The 26163-nt window shown below is 69.7% G+C and carries 25 protein-coding genes; 20 read left to right on the forward strand and 5 right to left on the reverse strand.

Features of this window, described 5'->3' with window-relative positions:
* The first annotated feature begins 155 nt into the window (after positions 1 to 155).
* The 4 genes from OG714_RS40595 (at position 156) to prcA (ending at position 2614) form a co-directional block, all read left to right on the forward strand.
* Positions 156 to 374 (forward strand): ubiquitin-like protein Pup, encoded by a 219-nt coding sequence (locus tag OG714_RS40595; protein ID WP_019066113.1) that lies wholly within the window; start codon positions 156 to 158, stop codon positions 372 to 374.
* Positions 375 to 490: 116 nt separating this feature from the next.
* Positions 491 to 1003: an endonuclease VII domain-containing protein gene (locus OG714_RS40600; protein ID WP_406132122.1), complete on the forward strand. Its 513-nt coding sequence runs from the start codon at positions 491 to 493 to the stop codon at positions 1001 to 1003.
* Positions 955 to 1800 (forward strand): proteasome subunit beta, encoded by an 846-nt coding sequence (gene prcB, locus OG714_RS40605; protein WP_406128646.1) that lies wholly within the window; start codon positions 955 to 957, stop codon positions 1798 to 1800. The genes OG714_RS40600 and prcB overlap by 49 nt, the downstream gene beginning before the upstream one ends.
* Positions 1801 to 1867: 67 nt before the next feature.
* Complete coding sequence (prcA, locus tag OG714_RS40610) at positions 1868 to 2614, forward strand: proteasome subunit alpha (RefSeq protein WP_406128648.1); 747 nt, start codon at positions 1868 to 1870, stop codon at positions 2612 to 2614.
* A 78-nt stretch (positions 2615 to 2692) separates the two neighbouring features.
* On the opposite strand, the gene OG714_RS40615 is transcribed toward prcA, so the two are convergent.
* Positions 2693 to 3709, reverse strand: coding sequence for a LacI family DNA-binding transcriptional regulator (locus tag OG714_RS40615; RefSeq protein ID WP_406128650.1), 1017 nt, complete (start codon positions 3707 to 3709; stop codon positions 2693 to 2695).
* A 134-nt stretch (positions 3710 to 3843) separates the two neighbouring features.
* On the opposite strand from OG714_RS40615, the gene OG714_RS40620 reads away from it, so the two are divergent.
* The 11 genes from OG714_RS40620 (at position 3844) to OG714_RS40670 (ending at position 15252) form a co-directional block, all read left to right on the forward strand.
* Positions 3844 to 5097: an MFS transporter gene (locus OG714_RS40620; protein ID WP_406128651.1), complete on the forward strand. Its 1254-nt coding sequence runs from the start codon at positions 3844 to 3846 to the stop codon at positions 5095 to 5097.
* 9 nt (positions 5098 to 5106) lie between these two features.
* Positions 5107 to 6468, forward strand: coding sequence for a Pup--protein ligase (gene pafA, locus OG714_RS40625; protein ID WP_318015300.1), 1362 nt, complete (start codon positions 5107 to 5109; stop codon positions 6466 to 6468).
* A gap of 141 nt (positions 6469 to 6609) precedes the next feature.
* Positions 6610 to 7623, forward strand: a complete 1014-nt coding sequence (locus tag OG714_RS40630; RefSeq protein WP_406128653.1) for an FKBP-type peptidyl-prolyl cis-trans isomerase — start codon at positions 6610 to 6612, stop codon at positions 7621 to 7623.
* A gap of 93 nt (positions 7624 to 7716) precedes the next feature.
* Positions 7717 to 8088: an FKBP-type peptidyl-prolyl cis-trans isomerase gene (locus tag OG714_RS40635; protein WP_317884102.1), complete on the forward strand. Its 372-nt coding sequence runs from the start codon at positions 7717 to 7719 to the stop codon at positions 8086 to 8088.
* 132 nt (positions 8089 to 8220) lie between these two features.
* Positions 8221 to 9174 (forward strand): helix-turn-helix transcriptional regulator, encoded by a 954-nt coding sequence (locus tag OG714_RS40640; protein ID WP_406128655.1) that lies wholly within the window; start codon positions 8221 to 8223, stop codon positions 9172 to 9174.
* A gap of 19 nt (positions 9175 to 9193) precedes the next feature.
* Positions 9194 to 10219 (forward strand): helix-turn-helix transcriptional regulator, encoded by a 1026-nt coding sequence (locus OG714_RS40645; protein ID WP_406128657.1) that lies wholly within the window; start codon positions 9194 to 9196, stop codon positions 10217 to 10219.
* On the forward strand, positions 10216 to 10536 hold the full coding sequence (locus OG714_RS40650) for a hypothetical protein (protein WP_406128659.1): 321 nt from the start codon (positions 10216 to 10218) through the stop codon (positions 10534 to 10536). The genes OG714_RS40645 and OG714_RS40650 overlap by 4 nt, the downstream gene beginning before the upstream one ends.
* A gap of 19 nt (positions 10537 to 10555) precedes the next feature.
* Positions 10556 to 10750 (forward strand): hypothetical protein, encoded by a 195-nt coding sequence (locus OG714_RS40655; RefSeq protein ID WP_033283741.1) that lies wholly within the window; start codon positions 10556 to 10558, stop codon positions 10748 to 10750.
* A 259-nt stretch (positions 10751 to 11009) separates the two neighbouring features.
* The gene (gene tatA, locus OG714_RS40660; protein ID WP_033283742.1) at positions 11010 to 11291 is read left to right on the forward strand and encodes a Sec-independent protein translocase subunit TatA; all 282 of its coding nucleotides are present in this window, start codon (positions 11010 to 11012) and stop codon (positions 11289 to 11291) included.
* Positions 11292 to 11339: 48 nt separating this feature from the next.
* Positions 11340 to 12302, forward strand: coding sequence for a twin-arginine translocase subunit TatC (tatC, locus tag OG714_RS40665; protein ID WP_406128661.1), 963 nt, complete (start codon positions 11340 to 11342; stop codon positions 12300 to 12302).
* An 85-nt stretch (positions 12303 to 12387) separates the two neighbouring features.
* Positions 12388 to 15252 carry a DEAD/DEAH box helicase gene (locus OG714_RS40670; protein WP_406128663.1) on the forward strand — a complete coding sequence of 955 codons (2865 nt, stop codon included), beginning with the start codon at positions 12388 to 12390 and terminating at the stop codon, positions 15250 to 15252.
* Positions 15253 to 15331: 79 nt separating this feature from the next.
* Here the strand turns inward: OG714_RS40670 and atzF are convergent, their stop codons facing one another.
* The 4 genes from atzF to OG714_RS40690 are packed head-to-tail and all read right to left on the reverse strand — an operon-like array spanning position 15332 to position 21989.
* Entirely contained in the window at positions 15332 to 16984 is a 1653-nt protein-coding gene (gene atzF / locus OG714_RS40675; protein ID WP_406128665.1) for an allophanate hydrolase, read from the reverse strand.
* Positions 16985 to 17029: 45 nt separating this feature from the next.
* Positions 17030 to 20539: a 5-oxoprolinase/urea amidolyase family protein gene (locus tag OG714_RS40680; RefSeq protein WP_406128667.1), complete on the reverse strand. Its 3510-nt coding sequence runs from the start codon at positions 20537 to 20539 to the stop codon at positions 17030 to 17032.
* Positions 20536 to 21168, reverse strand: coding sequence for an urea amidolyase associated protein UAAP2 (locus OG714_RS40685; RefSeq protein WP_406128669.1), 633 nt, complete (start codon positions 21166 to 21168; stop codon positions 20536 to 20538). Before OG714_RS40685 ends, OG714_RS40680 begins: the two co-directional genes overlap by 4 nt.
* A complete protein-coding gene (locus OG714_RS40690) occupies positions 21165 to 21989 on the reverse strand; it encodes an urea amidolyase associated protein UAAP1 (RefSeq protein ID WP_406128670.1) in 825 nt (274 codons plus the stop codon). Before OG714_RS40690 ends, OG714_RS40685 begins: the two co-directional genes overlap by 4 nt.
* Before the next feature lie 175 nt (positions 21990 to 22164).
* Here OG714_RS40690 and OG714_RS40695 point away from each other — a divergent pair, with 175 nt between their 5' ends.
* The 5 genes from OG714_RS40695 (at position 22165) to OG714_RS40715 (ending at position 26130) form a co-directional block, all read left to right on the forward strand.
* Positions 22165 to 22800: a TetR/AcrR family transcriptional regulator gene (locus OG714_RS40695; protein ID WP_406128671.1), complete on the forward strand. Its 636-nt coding sequence runs from the start codon at positions 22165 to 22167 to the stop codon at positions 22798 to 22800.
* Positions 22801 to 23119: 319 nt separating this feature from the next.
* Entirely contained in the window at positions 23120 to 24706 is a 1587-nt protein-coding gene (locus OG714_RS40700) for a sensor histidine kinase (protein WP_406128673.1), read from the forward strand.
* The gene (locus tag OG714_RS40705; protein ID WP_019066134.1) at positions 24703 to 25110 is read left to right on the forward strand and encodes a roadblock/LC7 domain-containing protein; all 408 of its coding nucleotides are present in this window, start codon (positions 24703 to 24705) and stop codon (positions 25108 to 25110) included. Before OG714_RS40700 ends, OG714_RS40705 begins: the two co-directional genes overlap by 4 nt.
* A complete protein-coding gene (locus OG714_RS40710) occupies positions 25107 to 25529 on the forward strand; it encodes a DUF742 domain-containing protein (protein ID WP_406128676.1) in 423 nt (140 codons plus the stop codon). The genes OG714_RS40705 and OG714_RS40710 overlap by 4 nt, the downstream gene beginning before the upstream one ends.
* Positions 25510 to 26130 (forward strand): ATP/GTP-binding protein, encoded by a 621-nt coding sequence (locus tag OG714_RS40715; protein WP_200680124.1) that lies wholly within the window; start codon positions 25510 to 25512, stop codon positions 26128 to 26130. The genes OG714_RS40710 and OG714_RS40715 overlap by 20 nt, the downstream gene beginning before the upstream one ends.
* Positions 26131 to 26163 lie beyond the last annotated feature (33 nt).

The raw sequence follows: 26163 nt of genomic DNA on the forward strand, positions 1-26163 counted from the left end.
CAGGATCCTCGGGTCCGGGGCGCCGGGCAGGGTGGAACGTCCGGTGGCCGGGAATCATCGAGGTGGCCGCCGTACGTTGTAGGAACTGCGGGGCCGATGTCAGTCCCTGCAAGTAGGGTCTGATCAAGAACGTCGAACCGAGCGGGGTGAGGGTTATGGCGACCAAGGACACCGGCGGCGGACAGCAGAAGGCGACGCGCTCCACGGAGGAGGTCGAAGAGCAGGCCGAGGAAGCGCAGGCGACCGACGACCTCAAGGAGCGCCACGAGAAGCTGAGCGACGATGTCGACTCGGTTCTGGACGAGATCGACGACGTACTCGAAGAGAACGCCGAGGATTTCGTGAGGTCGTTCGTTCAAAAGGGTGGGCAGTAGGCGCTCGCTACCTTTGAATTGAAGGATCACGGGGGATGACGGAAGCCGCAGAGTTGAGGCGTTGTTCGCGGTGCAAAGAGCAGCTGCCTCGATTGGCGTTCGCGGGTAACAGGTCCATGCCCGATGGTCTCCAGGCGTACTGCCGGGAGTGCTCTGCCGAGTACTACCGGCAGCGCCAGGAGGCCAAGGGGAAGAAGGTCCGCGAGAGGATTGCGGTACCGCCCGGTCACAAGCGGTGCCCTCAGTGCGAGGCGGTGAAGCCGCACGTGGACTGGGAGCGTAATAAATCTTCAGTGGACGGCTGGTCGAGTTACTGCCGCGAGTGCCGTGCCGAGCGGAACCGGATCAGTTACCTCAAGCGCAAGTACGGTCTCGCTCCGGCGGAGTTGGACGCGTTGATCGCCGAGCAGTTGGGCATCTGTTGCATATGTTTGACGGCTCCCGCCGAACATGTGGATCACTGCCATGAGACGGGTAGGGTCCGAGGCGTACTGTGCTTCAGCTGCAATGCAGCACTGGGGCAGTTCAAGGATCGGCCCGACGTCATAAGGCGGGCTGCGACATATCTGGAAGGAAACGCGTGGAAGCCAACACTCGTAGCACCGGGCGTCTACCAGCTGCCTTCCTGACGCCTGGGTCGTCGTCCTTCATGGACTTCCTCTCCGACCACCAGCCGGCGATGCTTCCGGGCAACCGGCAACTGCCGCCCACCCAGGGCGTCATCGAGGCTCCGCACGGCACGACGATCGTCGCCGTCACGTTCCCCGGCGGGGTCGTGCTCGCCGGTGACCGGCGGGCCACCATGGGCAATGTCATCGCGCAGCGGGACATCGAGAAGGTCTTCCCGGCCGACGAGTACTCGGCGGTGGGTATCGCCGGCACCGCCGGTCTGGCCGTCGAGATGGTCAAGCTCTTCCAGTTGGAGCTGGAGCACTTCGAGAAGGTCGAAGGCGCCCAACTCTCCCTGGAGGGCAAGGCGAACCGACTGTCCACCATGATCCGTTCCAACCTCGGCATGGCCATGCAGGGCCTCGCCGTGGTCCCGCTCTTCGCCGGCTTCGACGTGGACCGCGGCATCGGCCGCATCTTCTCCTACGACGTGACGGGCGGCCGTTCCCAGGAGCTCGGCTACGCGGCCACCGGCTCCGGTTCGGTGTTCGCGCGGGGCGCCATGAAGAAGCTCTTCCACGACCAGCTGACCGAGAGCGAGGCCACGACCCTCGTGGTCCAGGCCCTCTACGACGCGGCCGACGACGACTCGGCGACCGGTGGTCCCGATGTCGCCCGCCGGATCTACCCGATCGTCACCGTGATCACCGAGGACGGCTTCCGCCGGCTCACCGACGACGAGTCCTCCGAGATCGCCCGCTCGATCCTGGAGCGGCGACTGCAGCAGCCCGACGGCCCGCGCGCCGCGCTGCTCTGACCCGGCTCGTTCTCATCCAGGTGATCCAGTGACTTCGACGGAACTTTAAAGAGAGGGACGGATACCGGTGTCGACGCCGTTCTATGTCTCACCCCAGCAGGCCATGGCCGACCGGGCGGAGTACGCCCGCAAGGGCATCGCCCGTGGCCGCAGCCTGGTCGTGCTGCAGTTCGCCGACGGCATCGTCTTCGTCGGCGAGAACCCGTCCCGTGCGCTGCACAAGTTCAGCGAGATCTACGACCGGATCGGGTTCGCGGCCGCCGGAAAATACAACGAGTACGAGAACCTGCGGATCGGCGGCGTCAGGTACGCCGACATGCGCGGTTACACCTACGACCGTGCGGACGTGACCGCCCGCGGTCTCGCCAACGTCTACGCCCAGACGCTCGGCACGATCTTCTCCAGTGCGGCCGAGAAGCCGTACGAGGTGGAGCTGGTCGTAGCGGAGGTCGGGGACACGCCGGACGGCGACCAGATCTATCGGCTGCCGCACGACGGTTCGATCGTGGACGAGCACGGCTCGGTCGCGGTCGGTGGCAACGCCGAGACGATCAGCACCTATCTGGACCAGCGCCACCGCGACGGCATGACGCTCGCGGAGGCGCTCAAGCTGGCCGTGCAGTCCCTGTCCCGTGACACGAACGGCAGCGAGCGGGAGATCCCCGCCGAGCGCCTGGAGGTCGCGGTCCTGGACCGTACGCGCCCGCAGGCCCGCAAGTTCCGGCGCATCGTCGGTCCTCAGCTGTCCCGTCTGCTGGAGGGCGGGAGCGCGGACGCCTCGTCGGAGGAGCCCGACGCCGACGACGAGGAGTGAGTCGACCTCACCCAGCCTCTCGCGCGCCCCGGCCGGTCATCGGCCGGGGCGCGCGGCGTTACGGGGGCCACAGGGGCGTCAGACGGTGCCTGGTGGCGCCGTGGAGCCTCGGACGACCAGTTCCACGGGGATGTCGCCCTCCTCCGGTACGTGGCCGTCCAGGACGGCCAGGAGGGCGCGCATGCCGTGTTCTCCGAAGAGTTCGGCGTCGAGGCGGACGGTGGTGAGTTCCGGGTCGATGGCGGTGGCGAGGGCGAGGTCGTCGAGGCCGGTGACGGAGAGGTCGTCCGGGATGTGCAGGCCCAGGCGGCGGGCGGCCTTGTAGGCGCCGGCGGCGAGTTTGTCGTCGTCGCAGACCAGGGCGGTCACCCGCGACCCCGGGTCCGCGAGCGCGGCCTCGGCCGCGGCCAGGGCGCCCTCGATGGAGATGGGGGCGCGGGTCGTACGGACCGTCGTGCCCTCGAACTCGCCCACCCGTGCGGCCAGTTCACGCGCGCGTACCTCGAAGGTCCAGGACGGTACGTCGGCGGCCAGGTGCAGGAAGTGGCGGTGGCCCAGGGTCAGCAGGTGGTCGGCGACCTGGCGGATGCCGTCGGCGATGTCCAGGTTGACGGTGGCCGCGCCCAGGCTGCCCTTCGGGTCGCTGTCGAGCATCACCAGGGGGAGCTGGTCGCCCCGGATCGCGGTGAGGGCGTCGGCTGCCATGGAGGAGGCGATCACGCCGTCCAGGGCGGCCTGGGCGGAGGCGAAGGGGTCGCGGGCGGGGCCGATGCCCTCGGGGGAGGGGTAGAGCACGACGCCGAAGCCGTGTTCGGCGGCTACGCGGGCCGCGCCCGTGTAGACACCGGCGAAGAACTCCGTCGTCAGTACCGGGACGACGAGCAGGACGGTGCGGGTGCGGCCGAGGCGGAGGTTGCGGGCGGCGAGGTTGGGGCGGTAGCCCAGGTCGCGGGCGGCCTCGCGGACGCGTTCGGCGGTCGTGGCCGAGACCCGGCCGCGCCACTTGTCGCCGAGCACCAGGGAGACGGCTGCCTGGGAGACGCCCGCGGCCTGCGCGACGTCGCGGCTCGTGGGGCGGGTGCTGCCTGCTGCCACCGTCGGCCTGCTCCTTGGTGAGGACTCCGTAGGGACTCCGTATGGACTCGTGAACAGCGCACATGGTACGTATGACCGACGACGTTATACGTAAAACCTCATGTGCGCGGTGAGGGGGAGGGCGGTACGAGGCCGTGGGATATCTGGAGATCCTCAGGGCGAGGCACGCCACCCGCCTGCTGGTGGGCACGCTGGTGGGGCGGTTGCCGAACGCCACCGCGGCGATCGCGATCGTGCTGTTCATCCGCGCCGAGGGCGGCACCTACAGCCTCGCGGGGGCACTCGCGGCCGTGTACGGCATCGCCAACGCGGTCGGACAGCCCCTCCTCGGGCGGCTGGTGGACGTCCACGGGCAGCCGCGTGTGCAGCTGCCCGCCGCGGTCCTGTCGGCGCTCGCGATGGCCGTCTTCGCCTTCGGCGGCACCGATCCGCTGCCCCTCGCCTACACAGCCGTAGCGGCCGCCGGGCTTTTCGCGCCGCCCCTGGAGGGCGGTCTGCGGGCGCTGTGGCCGGCCGTGCTGCGCCGGGAGGACCAGGTGCACACGGCGTACGCCATGGACGCGGTCGCCCAGGAAGTCATGTTCACCGTGGGGCCGTTGCTCGTGACGGTGTTCGTGTCGCTGTGGTCCGCCCCCGTGGCGCTGCTCGTGCTGAACGTCATCGGGGTGCTGGGCGCCCTCTCCGTAGTCGTGTCGCCGCCCTCGCGCGCGTGGCGTTCGGCGCCGCGCGAGGCGCACTGGCTGGGCGCCCTGCGCTCGCCGGGGCTGCTGGCGCTGCTGGGCGCGTTCCTGTTCGTCGGGATGGCGCTCGGGTCCATCACGGTCGCGTCCGTGTCGTACGCCGACGGGCACGGCGGTGACGTGGTCTACGGGTGGCTGATGGCGGCGATCGGACTGGGCGCGCTGCTCGGTGGCACCGTCTACGGGGCGCGGCAGTGGAGCGGGGTGCCGGAGCGGCGACTGCGGGTCCTGGTGGGGCTGCTGGCGGTGTGTTACCTGCCGCTGATGCTCATGCCGGGTGCGGTGGCCATGGTGCTGCTCACCGTGCTCGCCGGGGTGTTCCTCGCGCCCGCCCTCGCCTGCGCTTTCATCATCGTCGACCGGCACGCCCCGAAGGGCACGGTCACCGAGGCTTTCTCGTGGCTTGTGACGACGTTCACCGTGGGGGCGTCGGTCGGAACGGGCGTCGCGGGGCCGGTCGTACAGGCCGGTGGGGCCCTGTGGGGGTTCGCCGTACCAGGGGCCGCGGGGGCCGTGTCGTTGCTGGTTCTGCTGGCCACCGGGCGGGTCCTCGCAGCTCCCGCCGTGGGCGCGGTGGTTGCGGCTTCATCGGAAAATGATCCAAACCGTGCCGCCGAACCCCGTTTCAGCACAGGCGATCGGGCGTAATGTTCAGTCATGGACCGCCGCATTTTCGGGCTGGAGAACGAGTACGGCGTCACGTGTACGTTCAGGGGACAGCGGCGTCTGTCTCCCGACGAAGTGGCTCGGTACCTCTTCCGCCGTGTCGTGTCATGGGGCCGCAGCAGCAATGTCTTTCTGCGAAACGGTGCCCGGCTCTATCTCGACGTGGGCTCACATCCGGAATACGCGACCCCCGAATGTGACAACGTGACCGAACTGGTCACCCACGACAAAGCCGGCGAGCGCATTCTCGAAGGACTCCTGGTGGACGCCGAACGACGCCTGCACGAGGAGGGAATCGCGGGCGACGTCTACCTCTTCAAGAACAACACCGACTCGGCGGGCAACTCGTACGGCTGCCACGAGAACTACCTGGTGGCACGGCACGGCGAGTTCTCCCGGCTCGCGGACATCCTCATCCCGTTCCTGGTCACGCGTCAGCTTCTGTGCGGCGCGGGCAAGGTGCTGCAGACTCCGCGCGGCGCCGTGTACTGCGTCAGCCAGCGCGCCGAACACATCTGGGAGGGCGTCTCCTCGGCGACGACGCGTTCCCGGCCCATCATCAACACCCGGGACGAACCGCACGCGGACGCCGAGCGCTACCGCCGTCTCCACGTCATCGTGGGCGACTCGAACATGTCCGAGACGACCATGCTGCTCAAGGTCGGTGCCACCGACCTGGTGCTGCGCATGATCGAGGCGGGCACGGTGATGCGCGACCTGACCCTGGAGAACCCGATCCGGGCGATCCGCGAGGTCAGCCACGACATCACGGGCCGGCGCAAGGTGCGTCTGGCCAGCGGACGCGAGGCCTCCGCGATCGAGGTGCAGCGCGAGTACTACGAGAAGGCCGTGGACTTCGTCGACCGCCGCGGCATCCGTACCGGCACCGTCGCGCAGGTCCTCGAACTGTGGGGCCGGGTGCTGGACTCGATCGAGGCCGAGGACCTCGACCGGATCGGCACCGAGATCGACTGGGTCATGAAGTACCAGCTCATCGAGCGGTACCGGGCGAAGCACAACATGACCATGTCCCACCCGCGGGTGGCGCAGATCGACCTCGCCTACCACGACATCCACCGTCGCCGAGGGCTCTACTACCTCCTCGAGAGGAAGGGCCAAGCCGCCCGGATCTGCAACGACTTGAAGATCTTCGAGGGCAAGTCCGTTCCGCCGCAGACCACTCGGGCACGGCTCCGCGGCGACTTCATCCGAAGGGCTCAGGAACAGCGGCGGGACTTCACCGTCGACTGGGTCCATCTCAAGCTCAACGACCAGGCCCAGCGCACGGTGTTGTGCAAGGACCCGTTCCGTTCCGTGGACGACAGGGTGGAGAAACTGATCGCCGGAATGTAGCCGAAAGTATCCGGATATCGACCTCCGGATGCATATTCGGCACGCCACACGGGCCCCGTACGTTTCACGTACGGGGCCCGTGCCACGTCGTAGAGTTGCGCGCACGCCATCAACGAGATCGACCGATACGAGGCCTTCACCGTGCGCCGACGCTCCCTTCTCATCGCTGTTCCCGCAGGATTTGTGACACTCGCGGGGTGTGGTGACAGCGATTCCTCCTCCAGTAAGGCCAGCGCGTCGCCGTCGCCCTCACCGTCCTCCTCGGCCTCGGCCGTTCCGCCGCCGAAGCTCGTGGACGGTCCGCTGCCGGCGATCACCGCGGGCACGAAGTTCGACGAGAAGCCGACCGTCGCCAAGGGCAGCGGCGATCCGTCGAAGGACCTCGCGGTGAAGACGGTGATCGCGGGCGGCGGCAAGGCAGTGGCGGAGGGCGACTTCGTCAAGGTCAACTACCTGGGCCAGATCTGGTCGACGGCGAAGGTCTTCGACAACTCCTACGACCGCAAGACCTCGTTGGTCATCCAGCTCGCGCAGGGCGGCATCATCGACGGCTGGCGCTACGGCCTGCCGGGCAAGAAGGTCGGCAGCCGGGTCGAGATGGCCATCCCGCCGACCTGGGGATACGGCACGGCGGGCAGCCCCGAGGCGGGCATCAAGGGCACCGACACGCTGGTCTTCGTGATCGACATCCAGGACTCCTTCAACGCCAAGAGTTCCGCCAAGGGTTCGACCGTCGCGCAGTCCGACGCCGATCTGCCCAAGGTCGGCACGAACACCGACGGCAAGGCCCCCTCGGTCACCGTCCCCAAGGCGGACCCGCCGAAGAAGCTGGTGTCGAACTACGTCCTGGAGAGCGACGGAGCCGTCGTCAAGGCGGACCAGTCGATCCTCTGCCAGTTCAAGGGCGTCGTCTGGAGCACCGGCAAGGAGTTCGAATCGACGTACTCCCAGGGGCGGTTGAGTCAGTTCGCGATCAAGGACATGCTGACGGTCGTCAAGGGCCTGGCCCAGGGCATCACCGGCAAGAAGGTCGGCAGCCGCATCATGATCGTCGCGCCCGCGGACCTGGCCTACGGAGACACCCCGCCGAGCGGCGGCGCCATCAAGAAGGGCGACACCCTCGTGTTCTCGGTGGACATCCTCGCGGCCATGTGACCCCTGCGGAAGTCGGCCTGGCCGGAGCGCGAACCCGGCCGGGATGCGAGACTGTCCGAGTTGTCTTGTCGTACACAAGCAGGAGCCAGAGACGTGAGCATCGAGAAGCCCGAGATCGACTTCCCGGAGGGCGAAGCCCCGGCCGACCTGGAGATCAAGGATCTTTGGGAGGGTGACGGCGAGGTCGCGGTGGCGGGCCAGAACGTCACCGTCCACTACGTGGGCGTGGCCTTCAGCACCGGCGAGGAGTTCGACGCCAGCTGGAACCGCGGCACCCCGTTCAAGTTCCCCCTCGGTGGCGGCCGTGTCATCAAGGGCTGGGACCAGGGCGTACAGGGCATGAAGGTCGGCGGCCGTCGCCAACTGACCATCCCCGCGCGCCTCGCCTACGGCAACCAGAGCCCGACCCCGGCGATCAAGCCGGGCGAGACCCTGATTTTCGTGGTCGACCTCGTCGCCGTCTGATCACCGGTTCCGACCGGACCCGATCACCTGGGGCCCATGCCTGCGAGGGCATGGGCCCTCGGCTTTTGCCAGGCCTCCGTGGGGCGGTACGGTCATCGTTCGTAAGCACATACAGGGAGGCGAAGGGCGTCGATGGCCATTGCCAAGGCCGAGCGGCTGATGAACCTCGCGCTGTGTCTGCTCGGGACGCGGCGGCCGCTCAGCAAGCGTGAGCTGCGCGAGTCCATCGAGGCCTACCTCGAAGCGGGCAGCGACGACTCCTTCAACCGGATGTTCGAGCGCGACAAGGACGATCTGCGCGAACTCGGCCTCGTCATCGAGACGGTGGAGAACCTGGACGGCGAGGTCGGCTATCTCGCCCGCCGCGACAGCAACCGCCTCCCGCCCATCACCCTCGACGCCGAAGAGGCGGCCGCGCTCGGTCTCGCCGCCAAGGTGTGGCAGCAGGCCAGGCTCGCCGGCGCCGCGAGTGGTGCCCTCCAGAAGCTGCGCGCCGCCGGGATGCCCGAGGACCTCGACCCGTACGAGCCGCACGGCGCCCTGGAGCCGCGCATCCCGGTGCACGAGGCGTCGTTCGAGCCGCTGATGCTGGCCTGCCGCGACCGCCGGCCCGTCGTCTTCGACTACCGCAAGGCCACCGCCGCCCGCCCCGAACCCCGCAACGTCGAGCCGTGGGCGCTCGAGTGCTGGCGCGGCCACTGGTACCTCGCCGGCTGGGACCGGGACCGGGGTGCCGAGCGGGTCTTCCGGCTGTCCCGGATCACCGGCAGGGTGCGGTCCCGCAACGGGCGGTTCACCGCGGACATCCCCGACGTCGTCACCGTGCGGGAGACCGTCGCGAGCTGGGCGGGGGAGACCGCCGACCGCTCCGCGCTGATCCGGCTGCGCACGGGTTCCGGTTACCCCTTGCGGGCGAAAGCCGTGGCGGTACGGGAACTCGGGGACGGCTGGGACGAGTTGGAGATTCCGTACGGCCACGGGCTGGACGCCTGGCTGGTGGAGTTCGGGCCCGACGTCGTCGTCCTGGAGCCCGCCGAGCTGCGGGCCGACGTGGTGGACCGGCTGCGTGCCGTGGCCAAGGGCTGAGGGGGAGCGGAAGAGAACTGTGGCAGGCAAACCGGTCAGGCCCGTCAACGCCATCGACCAGACCAGGCGGATGCTCTCCCTGGTGACCTATCTGAAGGAGCGCCCCGGAGCACGCGTCGAGGACGTCGCCCGTGCCTTCGGGATCACCGAGGACGAGCTGGTCTCCGACCTCGACATCCTGCCCATGTGCGGGACCAGCTTCCGCGGCGGCGACCTGCTCGACATCGACACCGACGGCGACCGCATCTGGTGGCACAACCCGGACGACGTCGCCGAACCGCTGCGGCTCGCCGCCGACGAGGCGACCGCGCTCCTGGTGGCCGCCCGTGCCGTATCGACGCTCCCCGGCCTGCGCGAGAGCGACCGGCAGGCGCTGCTGCGGGCCAACGCCAAGCTGGAGGCGGCGGCCGGTGAGGCGGCCGGCGCGAGCGCACGCCTTTCGGTGACCTTCGAGTCCGAGGGCGGGGTCTTCGCGGACGTCGACCGGGCCATCTCCGAGCGCCGCCGCCTGTGGATCCGCTACTACTCGCCCGCCCGCGACGAGTTGAGCGAGCGCGAGATCGACCCCATCCGGCTGGTCAGCGTCGGGCACACGTACGTGGAGGCCTGGTGCCGGCGCTCCGAGGCGCGCCGCACCTTCCGGCTCGACCGGGTCGCCGAGATCAAGATCCTCGACGAGCCGTCCGCGCCGCCCGAGATCGAACTGCGGGACCTGTCGGAGGCGCTGGTGCAGCCCGCCGCCGAGGACCCGGAGGTCGTTGTGGAGGTCGGGCCTGGCGGGCGCTGGGTCGCCGAGTACTACCCGCACGACAGTGCCGATGAGCTTCCCGACGGCGGGCTGCGTATTACCTTGCGCACCCCCGACCCCACGTCCCTGAGACGCCTGGCCCTGCGGCTCGGGCGCGACGGCCGGATCGTCTCCCCGAGCGACCTCGCCGACAGCGCCCGCCGGGCCGCCAGCGAGGCGCTGGAGGCGTACGACGGCCCGCAGGGTGTTGTTGACGCAGTGCAGGGTGTTGACGAGAGGCAGGAGCAGGGGCTGTGAGCGAGTCGACGATGACGGGTGTCCCGGGGGCCCAGGGCGTCTCGGGTGGGCCGGAGATGACGGTGGCCGCCGCGTTCGCCGGGATGAAGAGTGTGGTCCCCGTGATGTTCAGAGCGGGCTGCCCGGACTGCCGGGGCAACTTCGAACTGGCGGCGAGCGCCCTGCGCCTCGCCATCGGCGCCACCAGCCGCACCACCTTCTACTCCTTCACCTGCCCCGACTGCGGCGCGGCCGTACGCAAGCCCGCGGGCGAGCGGATCGTCGAACTGCTCACCGGCGGCGGGGTCAGGACCCTGCGGCTGACCTCCGTCGGCTAGCAGGGTCTAGGCTCGCCCCATGTTCTGGGCGATGGTCGCGGTAGCTGTGGGTTTCCTGGGTCTCGCCGTGCTCGGCGTGCTCGCCGTCCGGGTCTTCCTGGAGGCGCGGCGGCTCGGACTCCAGGTCGCGGACGCCGCGCACCGCATCAACCGGGCGGCCGAGGACCTCGAACGGGCGGCGGTGTCGACGGCGCGTTCCGTGGACGCACTGTGAGTCACATATGGGCGGGGTGTGAGTTGCGCGCCTCATGCGCTTCGCGTCACTTTGCCCTGTCACGTTGTCGGCGGAGGCGGGTACTCTGCTGATCGCGGTCCGGATAACGAGGCCCGGAGCGCGGACCGGGAGTACGCACGGGGATTGCCTCACGTTTACCCCTGAGCGTTACGATCGCTGGCAGCACGAAGGTCGGACAGATGTCCGACCGGTCGCACAGCACCCCACCCCAGCCGCCTCGGTGAGAAGGTAAAGACTTATGTTCGGAAGGCTCGGAGCTCCCGAGATCATTCTCATCCTCGTCGTCATCGTGCTCCTGTTCGGCGCGAAGAAGCTTCCGGACATGGCCCGCTCGCTCGGCAAGTCCGCCCGCATCCTCAAGAGCGAAGCCAAGGCGATGAAGGAAGAGGGCAACACCACGCCCACCCCCGCCGGCCCGCCGAACACCGACGAGTCCGTGCAGCGCACCATCCAGGCGGCCCCCGGCGACGTGACCAGTGCGCGTCCCGTCACCGAGCCGTCGGACACGACCAAGCGCTGACGCAGGGCCGGGACCCCCTCGGCCTGCCGCACGAGATGAGGACGTGGGTTGCCTAAGTCTGCCCGCACGAAGGAGAAGGACCCCGAGGGGCGGATGCCCCTCGCGGACCATCTGCGCGAGCTGCGCAACCGGCTCGCGAAGGCGATGCTCGCCATCATCCTGGTGACCTGCGTGGCCGCCTTCTTCTACAACGACATCGTCAACATCATCACCAAGCCGGTGTTGCACTCGGTCGGCTGCTCCCAGAACTTCGAGGAGCTGTCGAGGGCGTCCAAGACGTCCCAGCCGTGTGCGCAGATCACGATCAACGGTCTGCTGACGCCGTTCACGCTGGCGTTGAAGGTGTCCCTGATGGCCGGTGTCGTACTGGCCTCCCCGGTCTGGCTGTACCAGCTGTGGGGCTTCGTCGCCCCGGGCCTGCACAAGAACGAGAAGAAGTACGCGCTCTCCTTCGTCGGCACCGGCGTTCCGCTGTTCCTCGGTGGCGCCTACTTCGCCTACCGGGTGCTGCCCACCACGGCGCAGGTCCTGATCGGCTTCACGCCGAAGGACGTCAACAACCTGCTGCCGCTGGACGACCTGCTCGACCTGGTCACACGCATGGTGCTGGTCTTCGGCCTGTCCTTCGAGCTGCCGCTGCTGCTGATCATGCTCAACCTCACGGGTGCGCTGACCGGCCAGCGGATGCTCGGCTGGTGGCGCGCCATGATCCTCGGCATCACGGTCTTCGCGGCCGTGGCCACCCCCAGCACCGACCCGCTGACCATGCTGGCGCTGGCCGGGCCGATCTGGGTGCTGTACTTCGCCGCGGTCGTCTTCTCCCTGCTCAACGACCGGCGCAAGCGCCGCCGCGACGCGGAGGGACCGGACGACGACGAGGCCTCGGACCTGGATCTCACCCCCGAGGACGTCGGCGAGGTCGAGGCCGTCTCGGCCGGCCGGGCAGCCCTGCCCGAGCAGGCGGGCGGCACCGGTTCCGACCGGGTCAACGGCTATGACGACGTGACCTGAGCACCTCCCCGACTCCGCCGAGACCGGCCGTTCCCGCAGCGCGGGCGGCCGGTCTCCGTGTGTGGAGGACTCGTGGGAACGGATAATGATCGTCCTGTTGTCAGTGGCGCCCGGTACGCTCGAAAGCACGATGACAGAGGACCTCTCCCCGGCCGAGCGGTACGCGGCAGCCCGCCTGCGGGCAGCCGAGCAGGCCACCGCGCTCGCGGACTTCCGCGAGATGTACGACTTCGGTCTCGACCCCTTCCAGATCGAGGCCTGCCAGGCGCTCGAAGCGGGGAAGGGCGTGCTGGTCGCGGCGCCCACCGGCTCCGGCAAGACGATCGTCGGCGAGTTCGCCGTCCACCTCGCCCTCCAGCAGGGCAAGAAGTGCTTCTACACGACCCCCATCAAGGCCCTGTCGAACCAGAAGTACGCCGACCTGTGCCGCCGTTACGGCGCGGACAAGGTCGGCCTGCTCACCGGCGACAACAGCGTCAACTCCGAAGCCCCGGTGGTCGTCATGACCACCGAGGTGCTGCGCAACATGCTGTACGCCGGTTCGCAGACCCTTCTCGGCCTCGGCTACGTGGTCATGGACGAGGTGCACTACCTCTCCGACCGCTTCCGCGGCGCCGTATGGGAAGAGGTGATCATCCACCTCCCCGAGTCGGTGACCCTGGTCTCGCTGTCGGCGACCGTGTCGAACGCCGAGGAGTTCGGCGACTGGCTCGACACCGTCCGCGGTCACACCGAGGTGATCGTCTCCGAGCACCGGCCCGTGCCGCTGTTCCAGCACGTGCTCGCCGGGCGGCGGATGTACGACCTGTTCGAGGAGGGCGAGGGCAGCAAGAAGGCCGTCAACCCCGACCTCACGCGCCTGGCCCGCATGGAGGCCCAGCGCCCCTCGTACCAGGACCGCAAGCGCGGCCGCGCCATGCGCGAGGCCGACCGGGAGCGGGAGCGCAGATCGCGTTCGCGGGTGTGGACTCCGGGCCGCCCCGAGGTCATCGAGCGGCTGGACAACGAGGACCTGCTGCCCGCCATCACGTTCATCTTCAGCCGCGCCGCCTGCGAGGCCGCCGTACAGCAGTGTCTGTACGCCGGGCTGCGGCTCAACGACGACGAGGCGCGGGAGAAGGTGCGGGCGCTCGTCGAGGAGCGCACGGCGTCCATTCCGAACGAGGACCTCCATGTCCTCGGGTACTACGAGTGGCTGGAAGGCCTGGAGCGCGGCATCGCGGCCCACCACGCGGGCATGCTGCCGACGTTCAAGGAGGTCGTCGAGGAGCTGTTCCTGCGCGGGCTCGTGAAGGCCGTGTTCGCGACGGAGACCCTGGCGCTCGGCATCAACATGCCCGCGCGCTCGGTGGTGTTGGAGAAGCTCGTCAAGTGGAACGGCGAGCAGCACGCCGACATCACCCCCGGCGAGTACACCCAGTTGACCGGCCGGGCCGGCCGCCGCGGTATCGACGTCGAGGGCCACGCCGTCGTGCTGTGGCAGCGCGGGATCAGTCCCGAGCACCTCGCGGGACTCGCCGGCACGCGCACGTACCCGCTGCGCTCCAGCTTCAAGCCGTCGTACAACATGGCGGTCAACCTCGTCGAGCAGTTCGGGCGGCACAGGTCGCGGGAGCTGTTGGAGACGTCCTTCGCGCAGTTCCAGGCGGACAGGTCGGTCGTCGGGATCTCGCGGCAGGTGCAGCGCAACGAGGAGGGCCTGGAGGGCTACAAGGACTCCATGACCTGCCACCTGGGCGACTTCGACGACTACATGCGGCTGCGCCGCGAGCTCAAGGACCGCGAGACCGAGCTGGCCCGGCAGGGCGTGGCACAGCGCCGTGCGGAGTCCGCCGTCGCGTTGGAGAAGCTCAAGCCGGGAGACGTCATCCATGTCCCGACCGGCAAGTACGCGGGTCTGGCACTGGTGTTGGACCCGGGACTGCCCGCCGGGCGGTCCAACGGTCATCGTGGCTTCGAGCAGCACGACGGGCCGCGTCCTCTCGTCCTGACGGTGGAGCGGCAGGTCAAGCGGCTCGCGTCGATGGACTTCCCCGTCCCCGTCGAGGCGTTGGACCGGATGCGGATCCCGAAGTCCTTCAACCCCCGTTCCCCGCAGTCCCGTCGGGACCTGGCGTCCGCGCTGCGCACCAAGGCCGGGCACATTCCGCCGGAGCGGGCCCGCAAGCAGCGCTCGCAGGCCGCGGACGACCGGGAGATCGCCCAGTTGCGTACGGCGATCCGGGCGCATCCGTGCCATGGGTGCAACGACCGTGAGGATCACGCCCGTTGGGCCGAGCGGTACCACCGGCTGCTGCGGGACACCTCGCAGCTGGAGCGGCGGATCGAGGGGCGGACCAACACGATCGCCCGGACCTTCGACCGGATCGTCGCGCTGCTGACCGACCTGGACTATCTGCGCGGCAACGAGGTCACCGAGCACGGCAAGCGGCTGGCCCGGCTGTACGGCGAGCTCGATCTGCTCGCCAGTGAGTGTCTGCGGGAGGGTGTCTGGGAGGGGCTTTCCCCTGCCGAACTCGCCGCGTGCGTCTCTGCGTTGGTGTTCGAGGCGCGGGTCAGTGACGACGCGACCGTTCCCAAGGTGCCGTCCGGTGCGGCCAAGGCCGCGCTGGGGGAGATGGTGCGGATCTGGGGGCGGCTCGACGCCCTTGAGGAGGACTTCCGGATCACTCAGACCGAAGGGGTCGGGCAGCGGGAGCCTGATCTCGGGTTTGCCTGGGCCGCGTACATGTGGGCCAGTGGGAAGGGGTTGGACGAGGTCCTTCGGGAGGTGGAGATGCCGGCCGGGGACTTTGTTCGGTGGTGCAAGCAGGTGATCGATGTGTTGGGGCAGATTTCTGCTGCGGCGCCGGTTACTGGGGGCGAGGCGTCTTCCACCGTGGCGAAGAATGCGCGGAAGGCTGTTGAGTTGTTGCTGCGGGGGGTTGTGGCCTACTCGTCTGTGGGGTAGCGGTTTGGGGGCGGGCGCGGGTTCGCTGTGGCTGGTCGCGCAGTTCCCCGCGCCCCTGGGGAGTTGGCCTCGCGCCTCTCTAGAAGCCCAGGTACTTTCGCCAGCCGCCGTAGGTTGTGATGTCCTCGGCGTCTTCCAGTGCCGTTGGCTCGCAGAGGAAGCCTGGGACCGCTGTGCCGTCCGCCAGCTCCACGCTTCCCAGCGTCATCGGGCGGGGGAGTGCGGCCAGCAAGCGGCCCAAACCCTCCGCCGGTAGGCGCCATACCTCCGTCTCTATCGCCGCTCCGCCCTCGCCGACGTGAACCAAGCCCGGCTTGGGCGGAGTTGTTGTCAGGGCATGCAGGCGATAGACCGGGGCCGTTGTGGTCGTGCGGTCCAAGCGGGCGCCCAGGGACAGGAGTTGGGGGTTCAGGGGCTGGCCCGTCAGGTGGGCGCCTACTACGGCGATGTGGGTCTCCGGGGTCAGGTCGCGCGCGATCTGAGCCAGGCGGTCGTCCGTGAACGTCGGGCCGCTCAGCATCACGCCGAAGGGGAGGCCGTTCACCTTGCCCGACGGGACTGCCACTGCCGCCAGGTCGAAGAGGTTGGTGGAGTTGGTGAAGCGGCCCAGGCGGGCGTTTGCGCCCAGGGGGTCGGCGGCCACCTCGGAGAGGGTGGGGTGGCCCGGGGTCGTCGGGAGCAACAGGGCGTCCGCGTCTGCCAGTTCGGAGAGGGCTCGGGTGCGGAGGGCGGCCAGGCGTTCCTCGTCCGCGTACAGCTGGTGGGCCGGGATGTCTCGGGCTCGGGTGATGATGCCGGTGACCGTGGGGTCCAGGCCCTCGGTGCCGGATGCGATCGCCTTGTCGACGAAGGCTCCTACCGCTGTGTAGCGCTCGGCCACGAACGCCCCCTGGTAGAGCATCGCCGCCGCTTCCGTGAAGGGGGTGAGGTCCAGGGTACGGATCTCGGCGCCTGCCGTTCGGAGGCGGGTGACTGTCTCCTCGTAGGCCTCCGCCCAGCCCTCGTCCAGTTCGCCCAGCTGGTCTCGTGGGGGGACCGCTATGCGCCAGGGGCCTGGCGTGCGTTGGGTGAGGGGCGGGAGGGCACGGGTCGGTGGGGAGGTCATGAAGGACAGGGCCTGTTCGGCCTCCGGGAGGGTGCGGGCGAAGACCGTCACGCAGTCGATCGAGGCGCAGGCCGGGACCACGCCCGCCGTCGGGACCAGGCCCCGGGTGGGCTTCAGGCCGACGATGCCGTTGAAGGCGGCGGGGACCCTGCCCGAGCCCGCCGTGTCGGTGCCGAGTGCGAAGTCGACGATGCCGAGGGCCACGGCGACGGCCGAACCCGCGCTGGAGCCGCCGCTGATCCGTTCCGGATCGTGGGCGTTGCGGACCGCGCCGTACGGGGAGCGGGTGCCGACCAGGCCCGTGGCGAACTGGTCGAGGTTCGTGGTGCCGAGCACGATCGCGCCGGCCGTGCGGAGCCGGGCCACCACCGGGGCGTCGGTCTCCGGGGCGTAGGCGTATGCCGGGCAGCCCGCCGTGGTCGGGAGGCCGTGGACGTCTATGTTGCCCTTGGCCGCGAACAGGCGGCCCGCGAGGGGGAGTTGCTCGCCCGCTGACAGGCGTTCGTCCAGTGCCCTCGCCTCGGACTCGACGTCTTCCTGCGGGCGCAGGTCGATCCAGATCTCTGGGCGGTTCACCGCCTCGATGCGGGCGTAGGCGGCGCGGACTCGGGACACGGTGGTCGACATCTCTGGTGCTCCTTGCGGTTCAGCTCGCGGGTTCGACGTCCGGGGTCAGCTTGCGGGGGCCAGGACGAGCAGTGCCGTGCCCGCTTCCACCTGGTCGCCGGGCCTGGCCAGGATCTCGGTCACCACGCCGGCCATCGGGGCGTGGACCCTGGACTCCATCTTCATCGCCTCCAGGGCCAGGAGGGGTTGGCCGACGGTCACCTCGTCGCCCGGCTCCACGTTCAACTGCCAGACAGAGGCCGCGAATTCGGCTTCCACCAGGCGTCCGCCCGCCGGGACCGTCACCTCGGCCTGCGGTGGTGCCGGGGCGGCCGCCGCCTCCGCCCGGGTGAACTCGCCCGCCGCCTCCCAGGCGTCGCGTTCCGCGCCGAACGCGGTCTGCTGGCGGGACCTGAACTCCGCGATGGACTCGGCGTTCTCGGTGAGGAACGCCTCGTACTCGGCGAGCGAGAACGTGCCCTCCTCGATGCGCGGGACGAAGCGGCCCGAGGTGATGTCGGCCCGGAGTTCGAGGAGTTCGTCCGGCTCCACCGGGTACCACTTGATGCGGTCGAAGAAGCGGAGGAGCCAGGGCGAGCCCTGCTCGAACGCGCCGCGCTGCTGCCAGCCCGACCACACCTGGGTCGTACGGCCCACGAACTGGTAGCCGCCGGGGCCCTCCATGCCGTAGATGCAGAGGTACGCCCCGCCGATGCCGACCGAGTTCTCGGCCGTCCAGGTGCGGGCCGGGTTGTACTTCGTCGTCACCAGACGGTGTCGGGGGTCGAGCGGTGTGGCTACAGGGGCGCCCAAGTAGACGTCTCCCAGGCCGAGTACGAGGTATTCGGCGTCGAAGACCGTGCCGTAGACGTCCTCGACCGAGTCCAGGCCGTTCACGCGGCGGATGAACTCGATGTTCCAGGGGCACCAAGGGGCGTCGTCGCGGACGCCTGCCATGTAGCGGGCGATCGCCTCGCGGGTCGCAGGGTCGTCCCAGGAGAGGGGGAGGTGGACCGTGCGGGAGGGGACGATCAGTTGGTCCGTGGGTGGGAGTGCTGCCGCTATCTCCCTTACGGCGGTGAGGAGTTGGGACTGGGGGAGGCGGGTCGGATCCGTTTGGATCTGGAGTGAGCGTATGCCCGGGGTGAGATCCGTGACGCCTTCGAAGTCGGCCTCCGCGACCGCCTCCATCAGGGCGTGGACCCGCATGCGCTGTGCCAAGTCCAGTTGCATGGGGCCGAATTCGACGAGGAGGTTGTCGTCGCCGCTGCGGCGGAAGGTGACGTCTCCGTCCCTCGCCAGGATGCCGCCGTCCACGATGTCGGGGCGGGGCGAGCCGTCGACGTTCACCGGGAGGAAGCGGACCGTGTCGCCGGGCCTGAACTGGCCCAGTTTCCAGCGCTCTTGGCTGATGACCGTCGCCGGGCAGACGAAGCCGCCGAGGGACGGGCCGTCGGGGCCCAGCAGTACCGGCATGTCGCCCGTGTAGTCGACGGCGCCGACCGAGTACGGGGTGTCGTGGATGTTGGACGGGTGCAGGCCCGCCTCGCCGCCGTCGGTGCGCGCCCAGCGGGGCTTCGGGCCGACCAGGCGGACGCCCGTGCGCGCCGAGTTGAAGTGGACCTTCCAGTCGGCGGCGTAGAAGTCGCGGATGTCGTCCTCGGTGAAGAACTCCGGTGCCGCGTGCGGGCCTTCGACCGCCGCCACGTCCCATACGGCACCGAAGGTTGGGCGGTCGGCGGTGGGTACGGGCGTGCCCTCGGCGACCGTGCCGCCGTGCAGGACGTCGCCGGTGCGCAGGGCCCGGCCGCCGTGGCCGCCGAAGCGGCCCAGGGTGAAGGTGCTCGCGCTGCCGAGGAAGGCGGGCACGTCCAGGCCGCCCGCGAACAACACGTAGGTGCGCAGGCCGTGTTCGGCCGGGGCGCCGATCTCCAGGGTTGCGCCCGCGGGGACCGTCACCGGCTCCCACTGCGGGACCGGGGTGCTGTCGATGGTCACCGGTGCCGGGGCGCCCGTCACGCACACCGTGGTGGCGTGGGTGAACCTCAACGTCGGTCCCTGGAGCGTGCATTCGAGACCGGGGGTGCCCTCCTCGTTGCCGAGCGCGCGGTTGCCGAGGCGGAAGGAGAGGTCGTCCATCGGGCCGCACGGGGGGACGCCGACCTGCCAGTAGCCGGTACGCCCTGGCCAGTCCTGGACCGTGGTGAGGGTGCCGCCGGCGACGATCTCGATGCGGGGGGTGGGGTCGGTGACGGTGGTGAGGGTCGCCGTGGAGTGGGTGGCCGTACGGAAGTCCGGCTCCGCGAGCGCCGCCCGGACCAGACCGAGGTTGGTCTCGATGCCGTCCACACGGGTGCGGGCCAGTGCCTCGTCGAGCCGCTGGAGCGCGTGGGCGCGGTCGGAGCCGTACGCGATGACCTTCGCGAGCATCGGGTCGTACGACGTCGTCACCTCGGTGCCGGTCTCCACCCAGCCGTCGACGCGGACGCCGTGCGGGAACTCGACCCGGGTCAACAGGCCCGCGCTGGGCCGGTGTTCGCGGGACGGGTCCTCGGCGTAGACGCGGGCCTCGACGGCGTGGCCGCGCGGGGTGCCGGGTTCGCGGACGACGTCGCTCTCGCCGCGGGCCAGGCGCAGCATCCAGGCGACCAGGTCGACGCCGTAGATCTCCTCGGTGACCGGATGTTCCACCTGGAGGCGGGTGTTGACCTCCAGGAAGTAGGCCTCCTCGCGTGTCGCGTCGTAGACGAACTCGACGGTGCCGGCGGAGCGGTAGCCGACCGAGGAGCACAAGTCGCGGGCGGATGCGGCCAGTTGGGTGCGGATGTGGTCGGGGAGGCCCGGGGCCGGGGCCTCCTCCACCACCTTCTGGTTGCGGCGCTGGAGGGAGCAGTCGCGGTCGCCGAAGGTGACGACCTTGCCGTCGCCGTCGCCGAAGACCTGGACCTCGACATGGCGGGCGTGTTCGACGAGGCGTTCCAGGAAGACGCCGGCGGAGGAGAAGGAGGCGGCGGCGACGCGCTGCACCCGCTCCCAGGACTCGGTGAGTTCGGCGGCGGAGCGGCAGGCCGACATGCCGATGCCGCCGCCTCCGCCGGTCGCCTTGAGCATGACGGGGTAGCCGATCAGGGCTGCTTGGGCGAGTGCCTCGTCCAGGTCCGCCAACAGGCCTGTGCCCGGCGCGAGTTGGACACTCGCCGCCTCGGCCGCCGCGCGTGCCGTGTGCTTCGCGCCGAACAGCTCCAGCTGTGCTGGTGTCGGGCCCACGAAGACGATGCCGGCGTCCTCGCAGCGCCGGGCGAAGGCCGCGTCCTCGGAGAGGAAGCCGTAGCCCGGGTGGATCGCGCCAGCGCCCGTGTCCTTGGCCGCCTTGAGCACCAGGTCGGCGTCCAGATACGACTCTTTGGCGGGCGCCGGGCCGAGCCGTACCGCCTCGTCGGCGAGCCGTACGTGGGGGGCCGAGCGGTCGGCGTCGGAGTACACGGCGACCGTACGCAGGCCGAGTTCGCGGGCCGTGCGGATGATGCGGACGGCGATCTCGCCCCGGTTGGCGATCAGCAGCGTGTCGAAGGTCATGCGGCATCCCTCCGAGCGGCGTCCTCTTCGACGGCCGCCTCGGTGATCGTCATCTCCACCGCCGTCGGCTCGAAGCCGTTGCAAGGGTTGTTGATCTGGGGGCAGTTGGAGACCAGGACCAGGACGTCGCGTTCGGCGCGCAGGCTCAGTTTCAGGCCCGGGGCGGAGAGGCCGTCGACGATGCCGAGGGTGCCGTCCTTCTCGACCGGCACGTTCATGTACCAGTTGATGTTGGAGACCAGGTCGCGCTTGCCGAGGCCGTAACGGGCGCCCTCCGCGAGGAAGTTGTCCACGCACGCGTGCTGCGACCAGGTGTGGTGGCCGTAGCGCAGGGTGTTGGACTCCTTGGAGCAGGCGCCGCCGACCGTGTCGTGCCGGCCGACCTCGTCGTCCGTGACGGTCATCAGCGGGGTGTGCTCGTTGGACATCAGCACGCTGCCGGTGGTCAGGAAGAGGTTGCCCTGCGCGTGGATGGTGTCCGGGGCGCTGTAGCGGACCGAGGTGTCGTGGGCGTCGTAGACGAGGAAGTCGACGGCCTGGTTGCCGTGCAGGTCGGTGATCGTGAGGGTCTCGCCCGTGCGGACGACGGTGGACCAGGCGGCGCGCGCCGGGACGGTCGCGGTCTTCATATGAGCCCCCTCGCGGCAAGGAATTCGGTGGTGTTGAGGAAGGCGCGGTGGCCTTCGGGTGTGGCCTCCCACAGCGGGTCGCCCGGCTTGGTGGCCTCGGCGCGCCAAGCGAGCACCTCCAGCGGGGTGTTGACGTAGTCGTCGCGCGGGTCGGCCGGGTGCGGCACGTTCGCGATCAGTACGGTCACGTCCTGCTCGGCGCGCAGGGTCACGCTGCCGCCGGGGCCGGCCGAGCCGGTGAAGTCGAGGGAGCCGTCGTCGCGGACCTCGACGCCCTGGAAGAAGGAGAGCGAGGGCGGCAGGTCGCGTGGTTCCAGGCCGTTCTTGGCGGCGGCGAGCTTGAACAGCTCGCGCCCGGCGGGGGAGCCGGACTGCGGGGTGCCGTCGCCGTAGCGCTCGGTGTTGCGGACGAGGGTGGAGGTGCCGCACAGCGCGTCGTGGCGGCCCGAGGTGTCGGCGACGAGGGAGGCGAGGACGCGGCCCTGGTCGGAGAGGAGGAGCTGGCCCTCGCCGAGGTAGGCGTTCCACTGGACCTTGACCGTGTCGGCGACGTTCAGGCGTTCCCAGGGGCGGTCGGCCGCGTACAGGAGCAGATGGGCGCAGGCGTCGCCGCGCAGGTCGGTCAGGCGGAGTTCGGTGCCGCGGGCCAGGACGCGGTGGGTGTAGTTGCCGCCCGCGACGGTCTCGGCCCACACCAGGTGGCCCGCCTCGCAGGGCGGGGCCGGCCAGTCGCCGGCCGGGACGACGGGCATCGCCTCGGCCCGCCTGCCCTCCTGGGCGCGGGCGTGGGCGCGGGCTCCGTAAGTGGTCGCTGTCGCCATCGCGGGGGACCTCCGGCTGTGGGGACGTCTCGGTCGTACGACATTTCTGTCGCTCGACAGAAATTAGGAGGCGGGCGGGTCATCGGGGTTGCCCGGGTGTTGCCGGTCGGTTACCGAGCCCTCACGAAGATCACCGGGAGTCCGGGGTCCGGGGTCGTTTGCGAGGATCGAACGCATGGGGACGACAGGTGCACAGGGGGGCCGCCGGGTCGGCAGGCCGCGGGCCGATCAGCGGCCGGACAGCGGACTGTCCCCGCGCGCCGAACTCCTCTCCGCCGCCGCCGAGTTGTTCACCACCCGCGGCTACGCGGCCACCACCACCCGGGCCGTCGCCGAGCGCGCGGGCATGCGGCAGGCGTCCATGTACCACTACGTCTCCGGCAAGGAGGAGCTGCTCGCGGACCTCCTGGAGTCCACGGTCACGCCCTCGCTGACGTACGCCCGGGAACTCCTCGCGGACGACGCGACCCCGGCCGAGGGCCGGCTGTGGGAGCTGTGCCGTACCGACGTCGAGCTGCTGTGCGGCGGTTCGCACAACCTCGGCGGGCTGTATCTGCTGCCCGAGGTGCGCGCCGAGCGTTTCGCCGGCTTCCATGCCGTGCGCGCCGAACTCAAGGACACCTACCGGCAGTTGCTCGCCGCGACGGCCGCCGGCGGGGCGCTCGCCAAGAGCGAGTTGGAGCTGCGGACGGATCTGGTGTTCGGGCTGATCGAGGGTGTCATCCTCGTGCACCGCTCCGACCCCGAGCGGCCGGTGTCCGCCTTCGCGGAGGCGACGGCCGACGCGGCACTGCGCATCGTCGGAATCTGACCCGGAATTCGGGCCCGGACCCGAGCCGGAATCGGGGCTTCACTCCTTACGGTGAGTGACTTTCGCATGCCCGTTCGTCGTAACTCGCTGTGTGCGATTGAAGCCACAGCGTGTAAATGGGCTGAGGGTACTCCCCTTCCGTGTCCCTTTTCAGGGGCTTGCTGAATATGACACAGCGGTGATCCGGTCGGACTAAGCTCGCCCGCAGCGCACCGAGTTGGGCTGTATTCGTGCGCTTGTTCCCAAACATGCAAAAGATACAGAAGCTCCCCCCAGATTCCCCCGATCCCCCCAGCCGACCTGTCTTTAGAGGGCATACATGGTGAGTGTTCAATCGCCCCCCGGTGGCCGTGAACTTCCCTACGCGCGCGTGCTGTTGCCGCCTGCCATAGTGATGGCCGCGGCGACCGGGGCCGCCGTCGCCCTGGTGGCGGGGCCTGCCCGGATCGCCGTCGGCTGGTGCGGAGCCGTCGCCACCCTCCTGGTGATCGTGACGGCGGCCGAAGCGGTGCGCCGCGGACGCAACCTGCGGAACCTCCGCGCCGAGCACGACCGTCACACCGCGTATCTGGAACGGCGGCTCGCCGACCAGAACGTGGAGATGCTCCGGCTCGGCAAGGAGATCCTGCCCGCCACGCTCTACCGGCTCAGCAGCGGAGAATCCCCCGGAGAGGTGATTCGGCAAGTCGTCGACACCGATCCCGACTGGCGGCAACTTCCGCAGCCGCAGCGCGACTTGCTGAGGACGGTGCTCAACATCGTCCAGCGCGAGGAGAACATGCGTGACTCCGCGCAGCGCTCCTTCGTCAGCATCGCCCGCCGCGTCCAGGCCATCGTCCACCAACAGGCCAAGGAACTCCGGGAGATGGAGGAGGACCACGGCCGTAACCCCGAGGTCTTCGACGACCTCCTGCGCATCGACCACGGCACCGCGCTGATCGGCCGTCTCGCCGACTCCATCTCGGTGCTCGGCGGTGGCCGCCCGGGCCGTCAGTGGCCCGAACCGGTGCCGCTGTACAGCGTGTTGCGCGGCGCCATGTCCCGCATCCTGGAGTACCGCCGCATCGAGCTGCACTCCATCGCCAAGGTCAACATCCGCGGCATCTCCGTCGAGCCGGTCATCCACGCGGCGGCCGAACTCCTCGACAACGCCACCCGCTACTCGCCCCCGCAGACCAAGGTGCACGTCACCGCCGTAGAGGTGCAGACCGGCGTCGCCATCGAGATCGAGGACGGCGGCGTCAGCCTCAGCGAGGAGTCGCGGGCGCGGGCCGAGGGCATGCTGGAGCGCGCCAAGGCGGGCACCGACCTCCAGGACCTCGGCGAGAGCCCGCGCCTGGGCCTCCAGGTCGTCGGCCGGCTCTGCGCGACGTACAACATGCAGATCTCGCTGCGCGCCTCGGCCTACGGCGGCGTCCGTGCCGTCCTGATCGTGCCCAGCGAGATGCTCACCCCCGGCACCGCCCCCGGGCTCGCCCACGGCATCGGCGCGACCGCCATGCCCAAGGCCGAACTCGGCGCCGTCGACGGCCCCAAGCGCACGATCAAGCGGCGCCGCCCCACGAGCCCGCGCATCCCGGCCTCGGTGAGCATGGAGGACGAGGTTCCCGAGGTCACCGAGTGGACGGCGGGCGGCCTGCCGCAGCGCCGCAGCCGGGTCAAGGTCCCGCTCGCCCAGCGGTACGCCGAACAGGCCGCCGCCGAGCGCGCCGAGGCCGCCGCACGGGACGCCCGCTCCGCCTGGGGCACGCCCGAGCCGGAGCCGGAGAAGAAGGACGAACCCGAACCGGGCCTGTGGGTCGAGGCGTTCATGGAAGGCCTCAAGGGTGACCCGGACCCGACCGCTTTCACCCAGAAGACCGAGCCGGCCCGAGTCGAGGCCGACGACGAGGGGGACCTCAAGTGATCCAGCAGCGAGCCAACTTCGACTGGATGCTCAAGGATCTCGCCGACGGCGTGCCCGGCATCCAGCAGATCGTGGTTCTCTCCGCCGACGGGCTGCGCATCGCCCGCTACGGCGGCGACCCCGATGCCGCCGACCGCGTCGCCGCGGCCTGCGCCGGACTGCAGAGCCTGGCGGGTGCCGTCGCCTCCGAGATCCCGGGCAGCGACGGCCGGATGAAGATGGTCATCATCGAGATCAACGGCGGCTACTTCTATCTGATGGCCGCGGGCGCCAACGCCTACCTGGCGGTGCTGTCCGACGTGGTCGCCGAGCCCGGCCTGATGAGCAACCGCATGCGCGACCTCGTCGTCAGAATCGGCGCCCACCTCACCAGCCCGCCGAGGCGCAACGGGCAGACCGTATGACTCCTCCGCAACGCCGGCGGCGACAACCCAGGGAAGAGCCGCCGCCGCAGCCCGCCAAACAACAGGGCGAGCCCAGGAAACAGGGCGAAGGGAAGATCCCGGAGCGGCTGTACGTGCTCACCGGCGCGACCGAGGACGGCGACCGGGCCGAACTCGACCTGGTCACGCTGATCGTGGCGCGTTCCGACGCGCCGCAGTCGGCCACTCCGGAGCAGGCGGCGCTGCTCGGGCTCTGTATCGCCCCCCTGTCCGTGGCCGAGCTGTCGGCCTATCTCAACCTGCCGTACAGCGTGGTGACCGTCCTGCTCACCGAGCTGCTGACGGCCGAACTGGTGCAGGCGCGCGCCCCGATCGTCCGCCAGGCGCTCCCCGACCGTTCCCTCCTCGAAGCGGTGATGCATGGACTTCAAAAGCTCTGACACCATCACGGGCCCTCGGACCGAGGACCATCTCCCGCACACGGCCCAGGCCGCGGTGAAGATCGTGATCGTCGGCGGCTTCGGGGTCGGCAAGACGACCATGGTCGGTTCGGTCAGCGAGATCAGGCCGCTGACCACCGAGGAGACCATGACGCAGGCCGGCGTCGGCGTCGACGACAACTACGGCTCGGAGAGCAAGACGGCCACCACCGTCGCCATGGACTTCGGCCGCATCAGCATCACCGACCAACTCGTGCTGTACCTGTTCGGCACCCCCGGCCAGGAACGCTTCTGGTTCCTGTGGAACGGGCTGTTCGAGGGCGCGCTCGGCGCGGTGGTGCTGATCGACACGCGGCGCCTCGAAGTCAGCTTCGACGTCATAGGACGGCTGGAGGAGCGCGGGGTGCCGTTCGTGATCGCCGTCAACTCCTTCCCGGACGGCCCGCATTACCCCATCGAGGACCTGCGTACGGCGCTCGACCTGTCGCCGGACATCCCCATCATCGAGTGCGACGCGCGCCGCCGCGCCTCCAGCCGGGACGTCCTGATGACCCTGATGCGCTTCCTGCACTCCCTGGCGATGACGGGCTCACTGACCTGACCCGCCCAACTCCCCCGACACCGGATCCACTTC

This window comes from Streptomyces sp. NBC_00989, assembly GCF_045162655.1.
Taxonomy (GTDB): Bacteria; Actinomycetota; Actinomycetes; order Streptomycetales; family Streptomycetaceae; genus Streptomyces.

Bases quoted from the DNA above. Each gene is read 5' to 3' on its own strand.
- OG714_RS40595 (WP_019066113.1), top strand. From the start codon at position 156: ATGGCGACCAAGGACACCGGCGGCGGACAGCAGAAGGCGACGCGCTCC.
- OG714_RS40600 (WP_406132122.1), top strand. From the start codon at position 491: ATGCCCGATGGTCTCCAGGCGTACTGCCGGGAGTGCTCTGCCGAGTAC.
- pafA (WP_318015300.1), top strand. From the start codon at position 5,107: ATGGACCGCCGCATTTTCGGGCTGGAGAACGAGTACGGCGTCACGTGT.
- OG714_RS40640 (WP_406128655.1), top strand. From the start codon at position 8,221: ATGGCCATTGCCAAGGCCGAGCGGCTGATGAACCTCGCGCTGTGTCTG.
- OG714_RS40655 (WP_033283741.1), top strand. From the start codon at position 10,556: ATGTTCTGGGCGATGGTCGCGGTAGCTGTGGGTTTCCTGGGTCTCGCC.
- tatA (WP_033283742.1), top strand. From the start codon at position 11,010: ATGTTCGGAAGGCTCGGAGCTCCCGAGATCATTCTCATCCTCGTCGTC.
- OG714_RS40670 (WP_406128663.1), top strand. From the start codon at position 12,388: ATGATCGTCCTGTTGTCAGTGGCGCCCGGTACGCTCGAAAGCACGATG.
- atzF (WP_406128665.1), bottom strand. From the start codon at position 16,984: ATGTCGACCACCGTGTCCCGAGTCCGCGCCGCCTACGCCCGCATCGAG.
- OG714_RS40680 (WP_406128667.1), bottom strand. From the start codon at position 20,539: ATGACCTTCGACACGCTGCTGATCGCCAACCGGGGCGAGATCGCCGTC.
- OG714_RS40685 (WP_406128669.1), bottom strand. From the start codon at position 21,168: ATGAAGACCGCGACCGTCCCGGCGCGCGCCGCCTGGTCCACCGTCGTC.
- OG714_RS40690 (WP_406128670.1), bottom strand. From the start codon at position 21,989: ATGGCGACAGCGACCACTTACGGAGCCCGCGCCCACGCCCGCGCCCAG.
- OG714_RS40695 (WP_406128671.1), top strand. From the start codon at position 22,165: ATGGGGACGACAGGTGCACAGGGGGGCCGCCGGGTCGGCAGGCCGCGG.
- OG714_RS40700 (WP_406128673.1), top strand. From the start codon at position 23,120: ATGGTGAGTGTTCAATCGCCCCCCGGTGGCCGTGAACTTCCCTACGCG.
- OG714_RS40710 (WP_406128676.1), top strand. From the start codon at position 25,107: ATGACTCCTCCGCAACGCCGGCGGCGACAACCCAGGGAAGAGCCGCCG.
- OG714_RS40715 (WP_200680124.1), top strand. From the start codon at position 25,510: ATGGACTTCAAAAGCTCTGACACCATCACGGGCCCTCGGACCGAGGAC.